Source organism: Gordonia sp. 852002-50816_SCH5313054-c (genome assembly GCF_001665925.1).
Lineage (GTDB): Bacteria > Actinomycetota > Actinomycetes > Mycobacteriales > Mycobacteriaceae > Gordonia > Gordonia jacobaea.
On the sequence record NZ_LZTE01000081.1, the window covers coordinates 1 to 18,260 of the forward strand.

Genomic DNA, 18,260 nt, shown 5'->3' on the forward strand with positions numbered 1-18,260 from the left:
GTTACCCCGCTGTTCAACCTTCCCAAGAAGGTCTCCGACCAGGCGGTCTGACCCGCCCTTCTTGTCCTCGAGCGGGGGCCCCCGGCCACGGGGGAGCCACCGCTTTTCGTTGGACGGCCGGTCCGGGACTCAGTCGTGCCAGGGGGCGATGGGATTGCCCTGCCAGCGGGTGTGCGCGGGCACGACGTCGCCACGCATGACCAACGACGCGGGGCCGACGGTCGCCGATTCGCCGAGGCCGGACGCGGGTAGCGCGACACAATGCGGTCCGAGCGTCGCGCCGTCGGCGAGGACCACGCGGTCGATGGCCATGACCCGATCGTGGAACAGGTGCGTCTGGACGACGCAGCCGCGCTCGACGGTCGCGCCCGCACCGAGCGACACGAGGTCGGCCTCAGGGAGCCAATAGGTTTCGCACCACACGCCCTTGCCGATCTGGGCGCCGAGAAGCCGGAGCCACACATTGAGGACCGGAGTTCCGGTCGCGGCGTTGGCAAACCACGGTGCCGCAACGGTTTCGACGAAGGCGTCGGAAAGCTCGTTGCGCCACACGAACGAACTCCACAGCGGATGCTCCGACACTTCGATCCGGCCGACGACGGCCCACTTCGCCGCTGCGGCAATGCAACACGCGATGGCACCGCACAGGATCAACAGCAGGCCGCTGACCAGACCGGCGATCACGTAGTTCGCCTGTTGGGCGATGTACTGCAGGCTCAGCAGCATGAAGATGCCGAGTCCGAACGAGATCATCACCGGGATCAGTCGCAGCGTCTCGATCACTGCGCGTGCCACTTTGAGGCGCGCGGGCGGATCGAACGTCCTCGACGTGTCGGTCGTCGCAGCGGTGCGTCGAAGTCGAATCGGTGGACTACCAAGCCAACTCGACCCCGACTTGGCTCGGTCGGGTGCGGCCGACAGCACGGCGACGAGACCGTTCTTCGGTACCTTGCGGCCTGGCGCTGCCATTCCGGAGTTGCCGAGGAACGAGCGTTTGCCGATCTTGACGTCGTCGATGTGCATCCAGCCGCCGCCGAGTTCGTACGACGCGACCATGGTGTCGTCGGCGAGGAACGCGCCGTCGGCGATGGTCGTGAATTTCGGCAGCACCAGGGCAGTCGAAATCTCGGTCCCCTTGCCGACTTTCGCGCCGAGAATGCGGAACCACCATGGTGTCAGCAGGCCGGCATAGAGAGGGAACAGATACGTGCGGGCGGAGTCGAGCAGTCGCTCGGTCATCCACACCTGCCACCCGACGCGCGAACGCACCGGGTGATAGCCCTTCTCGAGACCCAGTGACATCGCGCGCACGAGGATCGCGGTGATCGCGGCGAACACAGCGAGGCTGACGATGGTCGCGGCGGGTAGCAGGATCAGCGAACGGATTGCGACGTCGCGGAGCCGGTCGGCGTGCAGCGCCCATGTCCCGATGACGAGCAGCCCGACACCCAGGGAGATCAGCGGGATCGCAGCGAGAACCATCGAGGACAGTCCGTAGAGCGGAACCCAGATGCTTGCGCGACGGGGACGGTGATCGGGCCACGAATGCGTCGCCTTACCGATCTTCACCGCGGGCGATCCGGCCCAGTGCTGCCCGGCCTTGACCCGACCGAACACCGCAGATCCGGGGCTGACCTCAGCATCCTTGCCGACGACGGCGCCGGGGGCGAGCGTCGACCGCGCACCGATCGTCGCACCGCGCTTGATCACGATCTCGCCGATGTGGACGAGGTCGCCGTCGATCCACCAGCCCGCGACGTCGACCTCTGGTTCGACGGACGCGCCGTCGCCGATGGTCAGTTTTCCGGTCACAGGTGGAATCGTGTGCAGGTCGACGCCGCGCCCGACGGACGAGCCGAGCGCGCGTGCCAGATAGATCATCCACGGCGCACCCGACAGGTTGGCGGCGCCACTGGCGACGAGCAGACGCTCGGCGACCCAGAGTCGGATGTGCACGTTGCCGCCGCGAGGATAGGTGCCCGACTCGACGCCGCCGAGCAAGATGCGCGATCCGATCGCGGCAATGACCATCCGGCCGGGCGGCGTGATGAAGATGAGGAACGCGACGAGCACGACCCACCAGTTGACCTCGACGAGCCAGGGCACAGACACGTCGAGCCTGCGGGCGGCCCACGCACCGATGTTGTTGACGACGCCGAGCCACGTCGCCCATTGCAGTCCGGTCAGCGTCGACAGCGGCACCGACAGGAGTAGTTGCGCGACGCCGGTGGCGGCAGGGGTCGGTTTCACCTCACGCGGGTCGACGACCTCCGCGGCTGTCGTCTCGCCGAGGAACTCCGCGAGTGAGCCCAACCGCGGGTGGTCGTAGAGGTCGGCGACGGTGATCTCGGGGTAGCGCTCGCGCACTGCCGTCACCAACTGCGCCGCGGCGAGCGAGCCGCCGCCCTCGGCAAAGAAGTCGGTCCCGGCACTCGTGACGGTCGCGCCGAGAACATCTGTCCACCTCGCAGCCAGCCACGCTTCGGTGCTGCTGAGGTCGCTTGCGTCCTCGTCGTCGGAGTTGTCGGTACCCGGTAGCGGCCACGGGAGTGCGTCGCGGTCGACCTTGCCGGACGTCCTGGTCGGCAGTTCGTCGACGAGCGCGAGTCTCGGCACCATCGGTGCCGGAAGTTGTTCTGCGAGAAGGTTATGCGCGTTGGCGACGTCGAACTCGGGGTCGGCGGAGACGAGGTAGCCGACGAGCAAACTGTTGCCCGCGGCTGTCTTTCGGACCGCGGTCGCCGCGCCGCTCACCCCGGGCAGGTGCTGGAGTGCGTTGTCGATCTCGCCCAGTTCGATTCGTCTGCCGCCGACCTTGACCTGATCGTCGGCGCGACCTCCGAATACCAGACCCTCACGGTCGAGGCGTACCAGATCGCCGCTTCGATAGGCGCGTTCCCAGCCGAGAGTCGGCATGGGAGCGTACTTTTCAGCATCCTTGGCCGGGTCGAGATAGTGCGCGAGCCCGACTCCGCCGATGATCAGCTCACCGGTTTCTCCTTCGGCAACGGGTAGTCCATCGGCTCCGACGACGGCGAGATCCCAACCGGGTAGAGGCAATCCGATGCGGACCGGGCCGGGGCCACCCAGAAGTGCCGCACATGCGACGACTGTCGCCTCGGTGGGGCCGTAGGTGTTCCACACTTCGCGGCCATCGACGGCGAGCCGGTCGGCGAGTTCGGGCGGACACGCCTCGCCACCGAAGATCAATAGTCGGACGGCTTCGAGTGCCTCCGGCGGCCAGAGTGATGCGAGGGTCGGCACCGTCGACACGACGGTGATGTCGCGGGCGACGAGCCACGGTCCGAGGTCCATGCCGCTGCGCACCAGGGACCGAGGTGCGGGAACCAGGCATGCGCCGTGACGCCACGCGAGCCACATCTCCTCGCACGAGGCGTCGAAGGCGACAGACAGGCCTGCGAGTACCCGGTCGCCGGGGCCGAGCGGTTCGTCGCGGCAGAACATCGTCGCCTCGGCGTCGACGAATGCGGCGGCGTTGCGATGCGTGACCGCGACGCCCTTGGGGGTTCCGGTCGATCCCGACGTGAAGATGATCCACGCGTCGTCCCCAGGGGTCGGGCGGTTGGCGTCGGGTGAGGCGGCCGTGGCTGGTGATTCCGGGGCTGCTGGGTCAGGAGTGAGGGAATCGGCGGCGGGGTCGGGGGATGCGTCGGCCGTGACGTGTATCCCCGCTGCGTCTGTGACGTGAATTCCATCGGCGTCGGCGATCGCGTCGACCTTCGCTTCACCGAAGACCAGCGTCGCGCGTTCTTCCGGGTCGTCTGCGTCGACCGGAACGTAGGCGCCTCCCGCGTAGAGCACCGACAAGATAGCGGTGTAGAGGTCGCGTGAACCGGACGGCATCCGGATGCCGACTCGCGAACCACGACGCACCCCGAGTTGCTCCAACCGCGCCGCGCCGCGTCGTACCACCGCGGTGAGCTGCGCGTATGTGAGGATTTGGTCGCCGTCGTCGATGGCGGGAGCGTCGGGGTACCGCGCGGCGGAGGCGTCGAGGATGTCGCACAATGTGCGTGGCGGTGCCGCCTGAGCCGACAGTAGAAACTCGGAGGGAATGGAATTGGGCAACCCGAGAGGACGCGAATCCGTGTCAGTCACGCCGGGTACCGCCGATTCTCGAGAGTGAATGTTGACCCTGATGCGGATGCGTACGCATCACATGGTGTCGCTGACATGGCTGCTGTGGAGTGTCCTAGCTCTCTGATTCGCGCGGCTGGTGAGATCGCGCTCGGAAATCCCGGCGCCAGACTGTCGGTCTCCCGAAACGGGTGTAGCTTCACATTCATCGGTTCCGAACACACTGTAGGTAGTTGCACTGTAGATATCTCACCGTGGGAAACCTCGCGGGAGCACTCTGTGCAGGAATACTAGCCAAGGGAATTCGGCCCGTGGTTGCCGTCGACGCCGCCACACGATTCTGATCGCGCATCACTTTCTCGCGGTTGGGTTGGGGTGAGGAGAAACAGCATGCCAATTGTGCATCACCGAAAGGCGAGTGCGCTCTCGTACCCACTGTGGTTTGCGACTCGTGCACTCTTGAAACCAACGCTCGCGGTGTGGCCGTTGAACAGGCCTGGGTTGGCCGGACTCTTCTTGATCGATCGTCTGTTCGCCGGAGCGCCAGAACCGAGACACGTTGTTCGTGAGCAGATGGAGCTCGCAGGCCGACCCACAGAGGTGGTCATGCCGAGCGGACCGTCGCGGCGCGACGCCGATACCGCGATCCTCTACCTCCACGGCGGTGCATTCGTCGTCGGAGGTCTGGGAACACACCGCTCGATTGTCGCCCGACTCGCGAAGGCGTGCGCGCTGCCGGTCTTCTCGCTCGAGTACCGCCAGCTACCGAAGGCGGGCGTCGGGACATCGGTCGACGACGCCATGGCCGCCTACCGCGAACTGCTCAGCGAGCGCGGATATCGACGGCTGATCGTCGCGGGCGACTCCGCGGGCGGCTTCTTGGCGATGAAGGTCGCCGAGGGCACCTACACGGCCGGTCTGCCGACACCGGTGGCCCTCATCGGGTTCTCCCCGCTACTCGACCTCGACCTGGGCACCAACCCCGACCGCTGTAGCCGTTCCGACGCCTATCTGCCGATGAGCAAGATGGCGCGCCTCGTCCCGCTGCTCGACAGGGGGCCGATCCCGCTGCGCGGTGCTCGCCGCGCCGCCGACATCGACGCCGAGGCGTTCCCACCGACGGTGATGATCACGGCAGAGAACGAGATGCTCGAAGCCGACGTGATCGAACTGATCGAACGCCTCGACGAGGCGGGAGTCGACGCCGTCGCGCACAGCTACTCCTGGCAGGTGCACGCGTTCCCGGTCATGAACGCCCGCCACACCGAGACGCTGCACGCCGTCGAGACCACCGCCGCCTTCACCACGCAGGCGGTCCGCGACGCCAAGGCCGCCGACGAGCGCGACGCCAAGGCGGTCGGCTGAGCGGACGCCGCTGGTCGAGCCCTGCCGCTGGTCGAGACCACCTCATCGCAGGTCGAGCGGCGCCCGCTGGTCGAGCTTGTCGAGACCACCGCATCGCTGTCGAGCCCTCACCCGCTGTCGAGCCCTCACCGCTGGTCGAGCCCCCGCCGCTGGTCGAGCCTGTCGAGACCACCCCGCCGCTGGTCGAGCCGTCACCCGCTGGTCGAGCTTGTCGAGACCACCTCCCCGCGGCGTCGAACGCCCAACCTCCCGGTCGTCGACGTAAGCGCGGCGTCGAACTGCCATAGTGGAGAGGCGCGGCAGACATCCCGCGCGGCGTCGAGAAACAGGTGGTGGACAACGGTGAGTGCGACTGCGTCACATTCGACTGGGGCAAGTAAGACCAAGACGGTCGGAGAGCTCTTCGGCTTCGACAGGTTGATCGACGACCAGGAGCGGGCGATCGTCGACACCGTTCGCGACTTCGGTGCCAAACGTCTGCGCCCCCATGTCGGCGAGTGGTTCGAGGACGGCACGCTTCCCGTCCGGGACCTCGCCCGCGAGTTCGGCAAGCTCGGCCTGTTCGGCATGCACCTCGAGGGATACGGCTGCGCCGGAACGTCGGCAACCGAGTACGGACTGGCTTGCCTGGAGGTTGAGGCCGTCGACTCAGGTCTGCGCAGCTTCATGTCGGTGCAGGGATCGCTCGCGATGTTCGCGATCCGCGCCTTCGGCAGCGAAGAACAACGCGAAGAATGGCTGCCCAAGATGGCTGCGGGCGAGGCGATTGGTTGCTTCGGCCTGACCGAACCCGACTTCGGCTCGAACCCCGCGGGCATGCGGACCGTCGCGAAACGCGATGGCGACGACTGGGTCATCAACGGTTCCAAGATGTGGATCACCAACGGCAGCGTCGCCGACGTTGCGATCGTGTGGGCGCGCACCGATCTCGAAGAGGGATCGCGCGGAATCCGTGGATTCGTCGTCCCCACGGATACCCGCGGCTTCCGGTCGATGGTCGTCAAGCACAAGCTGTCGCTGCGGGCATCGATCACCGCCGAGTTGTCCTTCGAGGACATGCGGTTGCCGGCGTCGGCGATGCTACCGGGCGTGACCGGACTCAAGGGTCCGCTGAGTTGTTTGAACGAGGCGAGGTTCGGCATCGTCTTCGGTGTCGTCGGCGCCGCGCGCGACTGTCTGGAGAGCGCACTCTCCTACACCGCTGACCGCGAGGTCTTCGACAAGCCGTTGTCGGGATACCAGATCAGTCAGACCAAGATCGCCGACATGGCGCTCGAGGTGGGCAAGGCATTCCTGCTCGCCATCCAGCTGGGGCGCATCAAGGACGAGACCAAGATCGCACCCGAGCAGATCAGCCTCGGCAAACTCAACAACGTCCGTGAAGCGATTGCCGTTGCCCGCGAGTGTCGAACGCTGTTGGGCGCCAACGGGATCACACTCGAATACCCGGTGATGCGGCATGCCAACAACCTCGAATCCGTGCTCACCTACGAAGGCACAAGCGAGATGCACCAACTGATGATCGGCAAGGCGCTCACCGGACAGGATGCCTTCCGGTGACCAATCCCCAATTCCAGCGCGCCGCACAGGGTTTCTCCCGCGGCATGGTGATCTTCGGTTCCGTCGTGCTGATGGTGTGCGTCGGGCTGCTCGTCGTCAACTGGTGGAACAACCAGCAGTGGCTGTGGGTAGTACTCGGCATCGGGATCATCGTCGTGAACATCGCGATGGTCGGGCTGACGTTCCGCAAAGCCAAACTCGCCCCGCCCATTCCGGACCGCCACGACGACGAGGACTAGCCGCCGGCTGATCCACCCCGCTGGTTGAGCAGGCCGCGAGCGCAGCGAGCAGCCGTGTCGAACCACTACGCGCTCTGCCCGCTCACCCCGCTGGCAGGCCGCCCCAGCCCGCTCGCTGGCCAGCCACCCCGCTGGCAGGCCGTCCCATCCGCTGGTTGAGCAGGCCGCGAGCGTAGCGAGCAGCCGTGTCGAAACCACTACGCGCTCAACGTCTCCGGGCAGCACTCCGCCTGCTGCTCGGAGCTCCCGTCGGCGAACTGTGTGCGGTAGAGCTGCGCGTATCGTCCATTGGCCGCCAACAGTGTTCGGTGATCACCACGTTCGACGACGCGCCCTGCTTCGATCACCACGATCTGGTCGGCGGCACGGATCGTCGATAACCGGTGCGCGATAACGATCGACGTGCGCCCCTCCAGCGCTTCGGCCAACGCTTCCTGAACCGCGGCTTCTGATGTCGAGTCCAGGTGCGCGGTCGCTTCGTCGAGGATCACCACGGCGGGGTGTGCCAACAGAAGTCGCGCGATGGTCATGCGTTGACGTTCGCCGCCCGACAGTCGATACCCGCGTTCGCCGACGATCGTGTCCAGGCCGTCGGGCAGGCTCGCGACCAACTCGTCGAGCCGCGCGCGCCGCAGCGCGTCCCAGATTGCATCGTCGGATGCATCTGGTTGAGCCAGAACGAGATTCGCGCGGACGGTGTCGTGGAATAGGTGTCCGTCCTGGGTCACCAATCCGACATTCCGGTGCACCGATTCGCTGCGCAGGTCGCGCACGTCGACGCCGTTGAGGCGGACGGCGCCTTCGTCGACGTCGTACAGGCGGGTGGCAAGACTCGCGATCGTCGACTTGCCCGCGCCGGAACTCCCCACCAGCGCGACCATTGAGCCCGCCGGGACGTCGATGTCGACGTCGTGCAGCACCTGAGTCCCACCCCGACTGTCCAGTTGCGCAACCTCTTCCAGCGAGGCCAGGGAGACCTTGTCGGCCGATGGATAGCCGAAGGAGACGTGGTCGAATCGGACGCTCACACCGTCGTCGGCGTCGGGAACGTCGGTGGCGTCGGGCTTGTCGTCGATCAGGGGTGCGAGGTCGAGTACCTCGAAGACCCGCTCGAAACTGACCAGCGCACTCATGATTTCGACTCGCGCGTTCGCGAGTGCGGTGAGTGGCGCGTACATGCGGGTCAGCAAGAGTGCCAGTGCCACAACGGCTCCCGCGGAGAGGTGTTGATGTACCGCGAGCCAGCCGCCGAGTCCGTAGACGAGCGCGAGTGCCAACGCCGACACCAACGTCAGTGCGGTGATGAAGACGCCCTGCAGCATGGCGCGTCGCACACCGATGTCGCGGACCCTGTCTGCGCGCTTGGCGAATTCACGACTTTCCAACGTCGGACTGCCGAACAGCTTGACCAAGGTCGCGCCAGGTGCCGAGAAGCGTTCCGTCATCTGTGTCGACATCCGCGCGTTGTGCTCGGCTGCCTCATGGGAGAGAGCGGCCATCCGTCGAGCCATGCGTCGTGCGGGAATCACGAAGACAGGCAACAGAACCAACGCCAACAGAGTGATCTGCCAGCTGATCGCGAACATCACGCCGAGCGTCAACGCCAACGTCACGATGTTCGACACCACACCCGAGAGCGTGTCGCTGAACGCGCGTTGCGCGCCGATGACGTCGTTGTTGAGCCGGCTCACCAGCGCGCCGGTCCGGGTACGCGTGAAGAACGCGACGGGCATCTTCTGGACGTGGTCGAAGACGGAGCGTCGCAGATCCAGGATCAGCCCCTCACCGATGTGCGCCGACAACCAGCGCGTGCCGATTCCCGCTGCGGCCTCGGCGACGGCGATCAGCGCGATCAACACAGCGAGTCCGACGATCGTCCCGCCCGATCCGCCGTCGCTGATCAGATTGACCACGCGCCCGGCCAGGATCGGGGTCACGACCGTCAGCACCGCGGTGCACACCGACAGCGCGAGGAACACCCCGATACGGGCGCGGTGTGGGCGCGCGAAGGTCATGATGCGACGCAGCGTGCTTCGTCGGTCACCGCGCAGCCGCTTGCGCGACGGTGAGCTCGACGACTTGTACATCATGTCCCAGGCGACGGACTGCATACTCATGAGTTCAAGGGTAGAAGCTCAAGTAAGGTTTAAGTACAGCCGCGCGTTGCGCTCGTAGCGGACGGGCCAAGTCGGCCCATCGCAGAGCGCTGCGTGTCATACCCACAGTCGAGAATGTGAGTCATGGCCAAGATTTATCCGATCAACGACTGGGACTCGATGCTTGCGTGGGTCGCCGAATCGCTCGACGACCAACCGCCCGGCCTCGAGTTCAGCCTCGGCCCCAACGATGTCCGATTGGCAGATGATTGGGACGAGTTGGAAGCCGAGGTCGAAGAGGACGACCTCGACATCGACGACGAGGCCGACTTCGCCGCGCCGGACGCCATCTGTGTGCAGGTCTACGTCCTGAGCGATGGCATATTCCTGGTGCGGAGGTCGCGCACCGCTCTGCGGACACTGCGCTTCGTCGACCACGACGCATCAACGATGCCCATCGACATCTGGCAGGACGACGATCCGTTCGACGACTGCACCGACGGGTACCTCTACACGCGCGATCGGCTACTCGCTGCGGAGGCGTGCATCAGTTGGTTTCGTGACAACTCCGACGCGCCTGATCGGACCGACCTCGGCTGTCACTACAGCTACGCCGTCGAACTTCCCCGCGGGCGGTCCGCCGACGCGATCACCCCGTGAGCCGCGCGGGTCGAGTTGCGTGGGACGCACGGGTACAAAAATGCACCCCTGGATCCCACGCAACTGTCGGACCCTCGACGCTTCGCTAGGCTGCGGCGATGAGCGAGGTAGTCCTGACCGGCGTGCTCGTCTGCGCCGACGACGAGCAGGCGGAAATCGTCGAGCGGCACCTGCCGCGCCACGTCGAACTCACGCGTGACGAGGACGGATGTGTGTCGTTCGACGTCGAGCGCCTCGGTGCCGGTCTGGTCTGGCAGGTGCGGGAGCGCTTCCGCGACCGCACGGCGTTCGATGCTCATCAGCGGCGCGTCGCCGCGAGCGAGTGGGGTGCCGTGACTGCAGGGATTGAGCGGCGATACGAGGTCGACGACCACCGATAGTGCTGGTCCACGTAGCAGATTCGCCTCGATCGAGCGTTATGGTCCGCGTCCGGCGCGGCCCGGTCCAAGTTGCGTGGGACGCACGGGTACAAAAATGCACCCCTGGATCCCACGCAACCGTCGGCCCTGCTGCCTGAGTACGTTGGATCACATAGACGGTCGTCGGCAGTGAGGTGAAGGCATGGCACAGCAACTCAAGCTCGGATACAAGGCCTCGGCGGAGCAGTTCGCGCCGCGTGAACTGGTGGAGATCGCCGTCGCGGCCGAGGAGCACGGCATGGACTCGGTGGCCGTCAGCGACCACTTCCAACCGTGGCGGCACAACGGTGGCCACGCGCCGTTCTCGTTGTCGTGGATGGCCGCGGTCGGGGAGCGCACCAACCGCGTACAGATCGGCACGTCTGTCCTGACCCCGACCTTCCGCTACAACCCCGCGGTCATCGCGCAGGCGTTCGCGACGATGGGCTGCCTGTATCCCGACCGCATCATGCTCGGCGTCGGCACGGGCGAGGCGCTCAACGAGTACGCCACCGGATTCCAGGGCGAGTGGCCGGACTTCAAGGAGCGCTTCGCTCGTCTGCGCGAGGCCATCAAGCTCATGCGCGAGCTGTGGACCGGCGAGGAGGTGACCTTCGAGGGGGAGTACTACCACACCAAGGGCGCCTACATGTACGACCTGCCGGAGCACCAGATCCCGGTCTACGTGGCCGCGGGCGGACCGGTCGTCGCACGGTATGCGGGCCGCTCGGGCGACGGCTTCATCTGCACGTCCGGCAAGGGGCCCGAGCTCTACACCGAGAAGCTCATCCCGGCTGTCCGGGAGGGTGCGGAGAAGGTCGACCGGAACTTCGCCGAGATCGACCGCATGATCGAGATCAAGATCTCGTACGACCCCGATCCTGAACTCGCACTGGAGAATTGCCGCTTCTGGGCGCCGCTGTCGCTGACCGCCGACCAGAAGAACAGCGTCAACAGCTCGACCGAGATGGAACGCCTTGCCGACGAACTGCCCATCGAGCAGGTCGCCAAGCGGTGGATCGTCGCATCCGACCCCGACGAGGCCGTCGAGAAGGTCAAGTTCTACACCGACGCCGGCCTGAACCACCTGGTCTTCCACGCGCCCGGCCACGATCAGCAGCGCTTCCTCGACAACTTCGAGAAGGACCTCGCCCCGCGGCTGCGCAAGCTGTCCGTCGCCGACTAGAAAACCACGCGCAGAAACCTACGCGCCCTGGGCCGTTGACCTGTACCGGTACACGTCAACGGCCCAGGGCATGTACTTTTCTGCGCGCCCTGGGCCGCGCCTCACACCCCGACCAGCGCGCCGTGCGTCCGGCGCGCCTGCTCCCGCACCAGTTCGACGACGCGGTCGGCGGCGCGGTGCTCGCGGATCGTGTGGCGGCGTCGAATCGAAATCGCCCGGCGCGGAGTCGGTTCGGCGATCGGCACCACGCGGACCGAGTCCGGAACGTCGACGAGCGCCAGCGCGGGCACCACGGTGAGCCCGACCCCGGCGGCGACGAAGTTGATCGCGGTCAGGTAGTCGTGCGTCTCCACGCCGAAGCACGGGCTGAAACCCGCTGCGGTGCAGGCGCGCAGCAGCGCTGCGCGGCAGGGGCCGCGCGCGATGTCGTTGTCGATCCAGACCTCGTCGGCCAGCTCGCGCAGCAACACGTGATCCCTTGTCGCAAAAGGGGAGTCGGGTGTGACCACCACGTGGTAGGCATCCGAGACGAGTGGCATGACGTCGAAATCGTTCGACGACGAGCTGCCGATCGCGGGCGTGGGGTCGTCGATGCCGATCTCCACATCCGGTGGCGCGACGAGGGGATCGGTGATCTCGAGGAGTCGAAGGTCGAGCCGCAGCGCGGGGAATTCGCGGCGGATCTGTGCGACGACCGTCGGCATCCACGCCGCCCCCGCGGACCCGAAGTAGGTGACACGCAGCGTGCCCGCCCGGCCATGCCGCAGATCGGCGACGAGCCCCTCGAGCCGCGCGAAGTGGTCGAAGATGCCCTCGGACTCCGCCGCCAACGTTCGACCCGCTTCGGTCGCGACGATCCCGCGACCGTCGCGCTCGACAAGCGTGAGTCCGGTCTCGCGCTGCAGCGTCGCCAGATGCTGGCTCACCGCGGACGGGGTGTAACCGAGAGCCGACGCCGCGCCACCGACGGAGCCCTCCGCGACGACAGCTCGGAACACTCTCAGACGATGTGGATCGATCATGCCCGTGAATATACAGCGGTACTCAAGAGTCGTGAAGAAATATGAACTTGTGCTGAATTATTCCCGGGCAGATCATGAAAGGCATGACGCGTCGAACCCCCGACCTTGCCGCCATCGCAGCCACGGTCACCGTGATCCTGTGGGCGTCGGCCTTCATCGCCATCCGGTCGGCGGGCGAGTCGTTCTCGCCCGGTGCGCTGGCATTCGGCCGACTGGCGACCGCCCTGGTCGCGCTCGTGCCGATCGTGGTGGTGATGCGACGCCGCAACGGGCTCGGGCGCGGCCTGCCGCCACTCCCGCGCGGCCGGGGACTGGTGCTGGTCCTCGTGTACGGCGTCGCCTGGTTCGCGCTCTACACCGTGACTCTCAACTGGGCCGAGCAGCATCTCGACGCCGGCACTGCGGCTCTCCTCGTGAACTTCGCGCCGATCCTTGTCGCGGTGTTCGCCGGACTGTTCCTCGGTGAGGGGTTCTCACGCCGACTGCTCATCGGCATCGGGGTGGCATTCGCAGGCGTCGTGCTGATCACGGCCGGCGGCTCGGGGCCGCATGCCGACTGGCTCGGTATCGCGCTCGGAGTGGCGGCCGCGGTGCTCTATGCCACGGGCGTGCTCGTGCAGAAGGTGGCGCTCAGCCACATCGACGCCCTCTCGGCGACGTTCTGGGGAGTCATGGCCGGTGTGCTCGCGACGGTGCCGTTTGCTCCCGCCGCCGTGCGGGAGGTTGCCGCGGCACCTGCCTCCGACATCGCCGCGATGATCTTCCTCGGCGTTGGTCCAACCGCCATAGCCTTCACAACCTGGGCGTATGCGTTGTCGCGTACGAGTGCAGGTGCACTGGCGGCGACGTCACTCGTCGTGCCCGCTCTGGTGATCGTGCTGTCGTGGCTGGTGCTCAGCGAGGTGCCGACGCCGCTGCGGATCGCCGGAGGTGTCCTCTGCCTCGCGGGCGTGGCGATGACGCGCGGGTTGATCCGTCTTCCGCGGCGCAGGGCGCGCGCCTCAGCCGTGAGCGTCGCGAGCGGCCCCGTCATCCAGAGCAGGCCCGTCCAGAGCATGCCCGTCGAGAGTGAGCTGGAGAAGTGCGAGGTCAAGCCATGAGCCGAACTTCGTCCCGACCTGTGGCAACAATCCGACGCGCGTGAAGCCGAGCCGCTCGTGAATGCGGATCGACCCCTCGTTGGCGGCGTCGATCGCAGCGACCATCACATGGAATCCCTCGCTGCGTGCGCGGTCGATCAGCGCACGCATCAGCGCCTGCCCGGTGCCCTTTCCGCGCTGATCTGAACGCACATACACCGAATGTTCGACGGTGTGCCGGTACCCGTCGTGCGGACGCCACGGTCCGTACGTCGCGTATCCGACGACCGACCCATCCGGCGAGTCCTCGACCGCGACCAGCACCGGAAAACCCGCGTCCTGACGCTGCGTCAACCACGCGAGCCGGTTCGCGTCGTCGACAATCTGTTCGTTCCAGATGGCGGTGGTGTTCTCGACGGCGTCGTTGTAGATGGGCGTGATGCCGGGGACGTCGCCTGCGCGCGCGTCGCGAATCTCCATGGGCGCCGAGCCTAGGGCATGAGGTCACGTGCCACCGCGTGCACTGCACCGTGCAGCGAAAGTGACCGGTACCCTGCGCCGACGTCTGCCCGATTCGCTAACTTCTCAAGCATGGAATCGGATCGTCTTGTGGATGTGGGCGTCGCGCTGGTGTCGCGTTTCGGTGCGAAGGCACTCAGCCTGACGTCTGTGGCCCGTCACGCGGGGGTGGCTCGGGCGACGGCCTACCGCATGTTCGGCGGACGTGACGCTCTCGTCGCTGCCATGCTCGACCGCGAGATCGCGCTCCTGCGAGTGAAACTACGCGAATGGTCCGACACCGCACCCGACGCCGCGGGCAAGGTGCGGGCACAGGTGCTCGGCGTGCTGCCCCACATCCGCGAGCACGAGGCGCTGCAGTATGTCCTCCGTCAGGAGCCCGAGGAGATCGTGCGCGCGCTGGTCGCGACCAACGACGACGACGGACCCGACCTGATCGAGAAGATCGTCGACGCCACGCTGCCCGACGTCGCACCGCAGGTGCAGGCCGAACTGTTCCCCGATGCGCGTGGCGCCGCCGAGTTCATGGTCCGGACCATCTACTCGCTGATGCTGATTCCCGACAGCAGCCTGACCGACGAGCAGATCGCCGACCTGATCGTTCGGGCAATCGTGACCTGACCGGGGCCACCTCACCCGCGACGCGCAGTCAAGGCACCAACTACGCTGACCACTATGTCGCCCGACGCTGTGAGCGCAACGAAGATCTATATCGTGTCCGCGGAAGCGGAGACCGGAAAATCGGCGGTGGCGCTCGGTGTGCTGTCGCTGCTGACGGCAACCGGAGGCAGGGTCGGCGTGTTCCGGCCCATCTCGCGAGCCGCACATAATGAGCGTGACTACCTCCTCGAACTCCTGCTCGAACACACCTCGGCGGACATCAGCTACGACGACGCCATCGGCGTCACGTACGACCAGGTACACGCAGACCCGAGCGGCTCCATCGCCGACATCGTCGCGCGCTTCCACGCCGTCGAATCACAGTGCGACGCCGTCGTCATCGTCGGTTCGGACTACACCGACGTCGGTAACCCGTCGGAACTCACGTACAACGCGCGCATCGCGGCCAACCTCTCGGCTCCGATCATCTTGGCGCTCAAGGCACTCGACCGAACACCCACCGAGATACGCGACCTCGCCGAGCACCTGCGCACCGAGATCGCAGCGATGCATGCGACCACTGCGGCCATAGTCGCGAACCGCTGCGATCCCGAGCACATCGACGAGATCGGTGCCGCGCTGGCCAAACTCGACGTCCCGTGCTGGTGCCTGCCAGAACTGCCCGTGCTGTTCGCGCCGACGATGGCCGAGCTCAAGAAGTCGTTGGGCGCCGAGATGTACAGCGGCGACCCCGAACTCCTCGACCGCGAAGCGCTCCGGGTCATGGTCGGCGGCATGACCGCGGAGCACATCCTCGAGCGACTCACCGAGGGCATGGTGGTGATCACCCCGGCCGACCGCTCCGACGTGCTGCTCTCGCTGGTGAATGCCAATGCCGCACAAGGCTTTCCGCGACTCACCGGAATCATCCTCAACGGCGGTCTCAAACCGCATCCGATGATCGACGCCCTCGTCAGCGGATTGAAGTCCAAGCTTCCGGTTATCACCTGTGAACAGGGCACCTACGACACCGCACGCATCGCCGCCGACACCCGCGGACGTATCGCGATTGGGTCGGCACGCAAGATCGACGCGGCGCTCGGACTCATGGAGCAGTACGTGGAGCCCGAGGAACTGATCAAGGTGCTCGACGTCAAGCCGTCGGAAGTTGTCACCCCGCAGATGTTCGAGTACGGGTTGATCACCCGTGCGCGGTCGGATCTCAAGCGCATCGTGCTTCCCGAGGGCAGCGACGACCGAATCCTACGTGCCGCAGGACAATTGCTGCGTCGCGGAGTCGTGGAGCTGATCATCCTCGGCGACCCGGAATCGGTGACCGCCCGTGCGAACGAGCTCGGGGTCGACCTCGACGGCGTCGAACTCATCGATCCGGCGAACTCCGGGCTGACAGACGAATTCGCGCGCATCTACGCAGAACTCCGCAAGCACAAGGGAATGGATTTCGAACACGCCCAGGAGCGGATGCGCGACGTCTCGTACTTCGGCACGATGCTGGTGCACACGGGACGCGCCGACGGAATGGTCTCCGGCGCAGCGCATACCACCGCGCACACGATCCGACCGGCGTTCGAGATCATCAAGACGGTCCCCGGGGTCTCGACGGTGTCGAGCGTGTTCTTCATGTGCCTACCCGACAAGGTGCTCACCTACGGCGACTGTGCCATCGTCCCCGATCCGACCGCCACAGAGCTCGCCGACATCGCGATCTCCTCGGCCGCAACGGCATCAGCGTTCGGTATCTCCCCGCGGGTCGCGATGCTCTCGTACTCGACGGGCCGCTCGGGAACCGGTGCCGACGTCGACAAGGTGCGCGTCGCAACCGATCTCGTCCAGGAACGGGCTCCAGAGCTCTCCGTCGAGGGGCCCATCCAGTACGACGCCGCGGTGGAACCGAGCGTCGCTGCGACAAAGATGCCCGACTCCGAGGTTGCCGGCCGCGCGACGGTACTGATCTTCCCCGACCTCAACACCGGTAACAACACCTACAAGGCCGTGCAGCGTAGTGCGGGTGCTGTCGCGATCGGCCCTGTGCTGCAGGGACTTCGACGCCCCATCAACGACCTCTCCCGCGGCGCGCTGGTCTCCGACATCGTCAACACCGTCGCCATCACTGCCATCCAGGCCCAGAACATCGACGCACAGGAGTCAGGCCGATGAGTACATCCACCGAGGGTGCCGTGCTGGTCCTCAACGCCGGGTCGTCGTCGTTGAAATATCAACTACTGCATCCGGATACGGCAGAGGTGATCGCCGAGGGGATAGCCGAGCGAATCGGTGAGGACGAGTCGTCGATCACCCACGAGCAGAACGGCGAGAAGTCGACGCGCACCGAGCCGCTCCACGACATCTCGGCTGCACTCGACGCGGCGTCAGAGATGTTCGCGCAGTCGGGAACCGACCTGGCGACAGCGGGATTGAGCGCCGTCGGACATCGCGTCGTACACGGAGGGCGCAGCTTCTTTCATCCGACGCTCGTCACCGACGAGGTGGTATCGGAGATCTCGCGGATCTCAACCCTCGCACCCCTGCACAACAAGGCGAACCTCGCTGGTATCGAGGTGGCACGAAAGAAGCTTCCCGACGTCCCGTCGGTCGCCGTCTTCGACACCGCGTTCTTCCACGATCTGCCCGACGAGGCCGCGACCTATGCGATCGACCGTGGTGTCGCACATCTGCATGCGGTGCGGCGCTACGGTTTTCACGGCACGAGTCATCAGTACGTCTCGGGCAAGGCAGCGGAGTTCCTCGGCCGCGACTACGCGGATCTGAACCAGATCGTGCTGCATCTGGGTAACGGTGCGTCGGCGTCGGCGATTTCACATGGCGAACCGATCGACACCAGCATGGGCATGACGCCCCTCGAGGGTCTGGTGATGGGCACCAGAAGCGGCGACATCGACCCCGGCGTACTGCTGCACCTGAGCCGCGTCGCCAAGCTCTCCAACGATCAGCTCGACACGCTGCTCAACAAGAACTCCGGACTCAAGGGTTTGTGCGGCGACAACGACTTTCGCACCATCACCTCGCGGATGGACAACGGCGACGAGAACGCCAAGCGTGCGTACAAGGTCTACATCCACCGCCTGCGCCGCTACATCGGGGCGTACATGATCGAGCTGGGCAAGGTCGACGCGATCACCTTTACCGCGGGTGTCGGCGAGAACGCCGACAACGTGCGACGCGACGCGCTGGCCGGTCTGGAGACCTACGGGATCGTCATCGACGACGATCGAAACTCCGTGCGCGGCAAGCAGTCTCGACGCATCTCGGCCGACTCGAGCGCCATCGACGTGCTCGTGGTGCCGACAAACGAAGAACTGGCCATCGCACGCCAGGCCGCAGCCGTGGCCCGCGGGGAGCAGCCCGAATAGAGCTGCTCACTCAGAACAGGGACAACTCAAAACAGGGACAGCTCAG

14 protein-coding genes are annotated in these 18,260 nt (G+C 66.0%); 10 read left to right on the forward strand and 4 right to left on the reverse strand.

What is annotated here, in order from left to right; genetic code table 11:
- Positions 1-129 precede the first annotated feature (129 nt).
- Positions 130-4,119: a Pls/PosA family non-ribosomal peptide synthetase gene (locus A5788_RS21560; protein WP_197494460.1), complete on the reverse strand. Its 3,990-nt coding sequence runs from the start codon at positions 4,117-4,119 to the stop codon at positions 130-132.
- A 369-nt stretch (positions 4,120-4,488) separates the two neighbouring features.
- On the opposite strand from A5788_RS21560, the gene A5788_RS21565 reads away from it, so the two are divergent.
- The 3 genes from A5788_RS21565 (at position 4,489) to A5788_RS21575 (ending at position 7,262) form a co-directional block, all read left to right on the forward strand.
- Positions 4,489-5,463, forward strand: coding sequence for an alpha/beta hydrolase (locus tag A5788_RS21565; protein WP_049700379.1), 975 nt, complete (start codon positions 4,489-4,491; stop codon positions 5,461-5,463).
- 342 nt (positions 5,464-5,805) lie between these two features.
- Positions 5,806-7,023, forward strand: coding sequence for an acyl-CoA dehydrogenase family protein (locus tag A5788_RS21570; protein ID WP_064866174.1), 1,218 nt, complete (start codon positions 5,806-5,808; stop codon positions 7,021-7,023).
- Positions 7,020-7,262 carry a hypothetical protein gene (locus A5788_RS21575; protein WP_049700381.1) on the forward strand — a complete coding sequence of 81 codons (243 nt, stop codon included), beginning with the start codon at positions 7,020-7,022 and terminating at the stop codon, positions 7,260-7,262. The genes A5788_RS21570 and A5788_RS21575 overlap by 4 nt, the downstream gene beginning before the upstream one ends.
- Positions 7,263-7,459: 197 nt before the next feature.
- On the opposite strand, the gene A5788_RS21580 is transcribed toward A5788_RS21575, so the two are convergent.
- On the reverse strand, positions 7,460-9,379 hold the full coding sequence (locus A5788_RS21580) for an ABC transporter ATP-binding protein (protein WP_064868528.1): 1,920 nt from the start codon (positions 9,377-9,379) through the stop codon (positions 7,460-7,462).
- Positions 9,380-9,502: 123 nt separating this feature from the next.
- Between A5788_RS21580 and A5788_RS21585 the strand changes: the two genes are divergently transcribed.
- The 3 genes from A5788_RS21585 to fgd all read left to right on the forward strand — a co-directional run bounded on the left by A5788_RS21585 (position 9,503) and on the right by fgd (position 11,602).
- Entirely contained in the window at positions 9,503-10,018 is a 516-nt protein-coding gene (locus A5788_RS21585) for a hypothetical protein (protein WP_064866170.1), read from the forward strand.
- A 98-nt stretch (positions 10,019-10,116) separates the two neighbouring features.
- Entirely contained in the window at positions 10,117-10,398 is a 282-nt protein-coding gene (locus A5788_RS21590) for a putative quinol monooxygenase (RefSeq protein ID WP_064866168.1), read from the forward strand.
- A 181-nt stretch (positions 10,399-10,579) separates the two neighbouring features.
- The gene (fgd, locus tag A5788_RS21595; protein WP_064866166.1) at positions 10,580-11,602 is read left to right on the forward strand and encodes a glucose-6-phosphate dehydrogenase (coenzyme-F420); all 1,023 of its coding nucleotides are present in this window, start codon (positions 10,580-10,582) and stop codon (positions 11,600-11,602) included.
- A 101-nt stretch (positions 11,603-11,703) separates the two neighbouring features.
- Here the strand turns inward: fgd and A5788_RS21600 are convergent, their stop codons facing one another.
- Complete coding sequence (locus A5788_RS21600; protein ID WP_064866164.1) at positions 11,704-12,624, reverse strand: LysR family transcriptional regulator; 921 nt, start codon at positions 12,622-12,624, stop codon at positions 11,704-11,706.
- Positions 12,625-12,707: 83 nt separating this feature from the next.
- Here A5788_RS21600 and A5788_RS21605 point away from each other — a divergent pair, with 83 nt between their 5' ends.
- Complete coding sequence (locus tag A5788_RS21605) at positions 12,708-13,724, forward strand: DMT family transporter (protein WP_197494461.1); 1,017 nt, start codon at positions 12,708-12,710, stop codon at positions 13,722-13,724.
- Here A5788_RS21605 and A5788_RS21610 read toward each other — a convergent pair.
- Entirely contained in the window at positions 13,626-14,183 is a 558-nt protein-coding gene (locus A5788_RS21610) for a GNAT family N-acetyltransferase (RefSeq protein ID WP_064866160.1), read from the reverse strand. The genes A5788_RS21605 and A5788_RS21610 overlap by 99 nt on opposite strands.
- 111 nt (positions 14,184-14,294) lie before the next feature.
- Between A5788_RS21610 and A5788_RS21615 the strand changes: the two genes are divergently transcribed.
- The 3 genes from A5788_RS21615 to A5788_RS21625 are packed head-to-tail and all read left to right on the forward strand — an operon-like array spanning position 14,295 to position 18,214.
- The gene (locus A5788_RS21615) at positions 14,295-14,843 is read left to right on the forward strand and encodes a TetR/AcrR family transcriptional regulator (RefSeq protein ID WP_049700388.1); all 549 of its coding nucleotides are present in this window, start codon (positions 14,295-14,297) and stop codon (positions 14,841-14,843) included.
- A 54-nt stretch (positions 14,844-14,897) separates the two neighbouring features.
- On the forward strand, positions 14,898-17,000 hold the full coding sequence (gene pta / locus A5788_RS21620; protein ID WP_064866158.1) for a phosphate acetyltransferase: 2,103 nt from the start codon (positions 14,898-14,900) through the stop codon (positions 16,998-17,000).
- Complete coding sequence (locus A5788_RS21625) at positions 16,997-18,214, forward strand: acetate kinase (protein WP_064866156.1); 1,218 nt, start codon at positions 16,997-16,999, stop codon at positions 18,212-18,214. The genes pta and A5788_RS21625 overlap by 4 nt, the downstream gene beginning before the upstream one ends.
- Positions 18,215-18,260 lie beyond the last annotated feature (46 nt).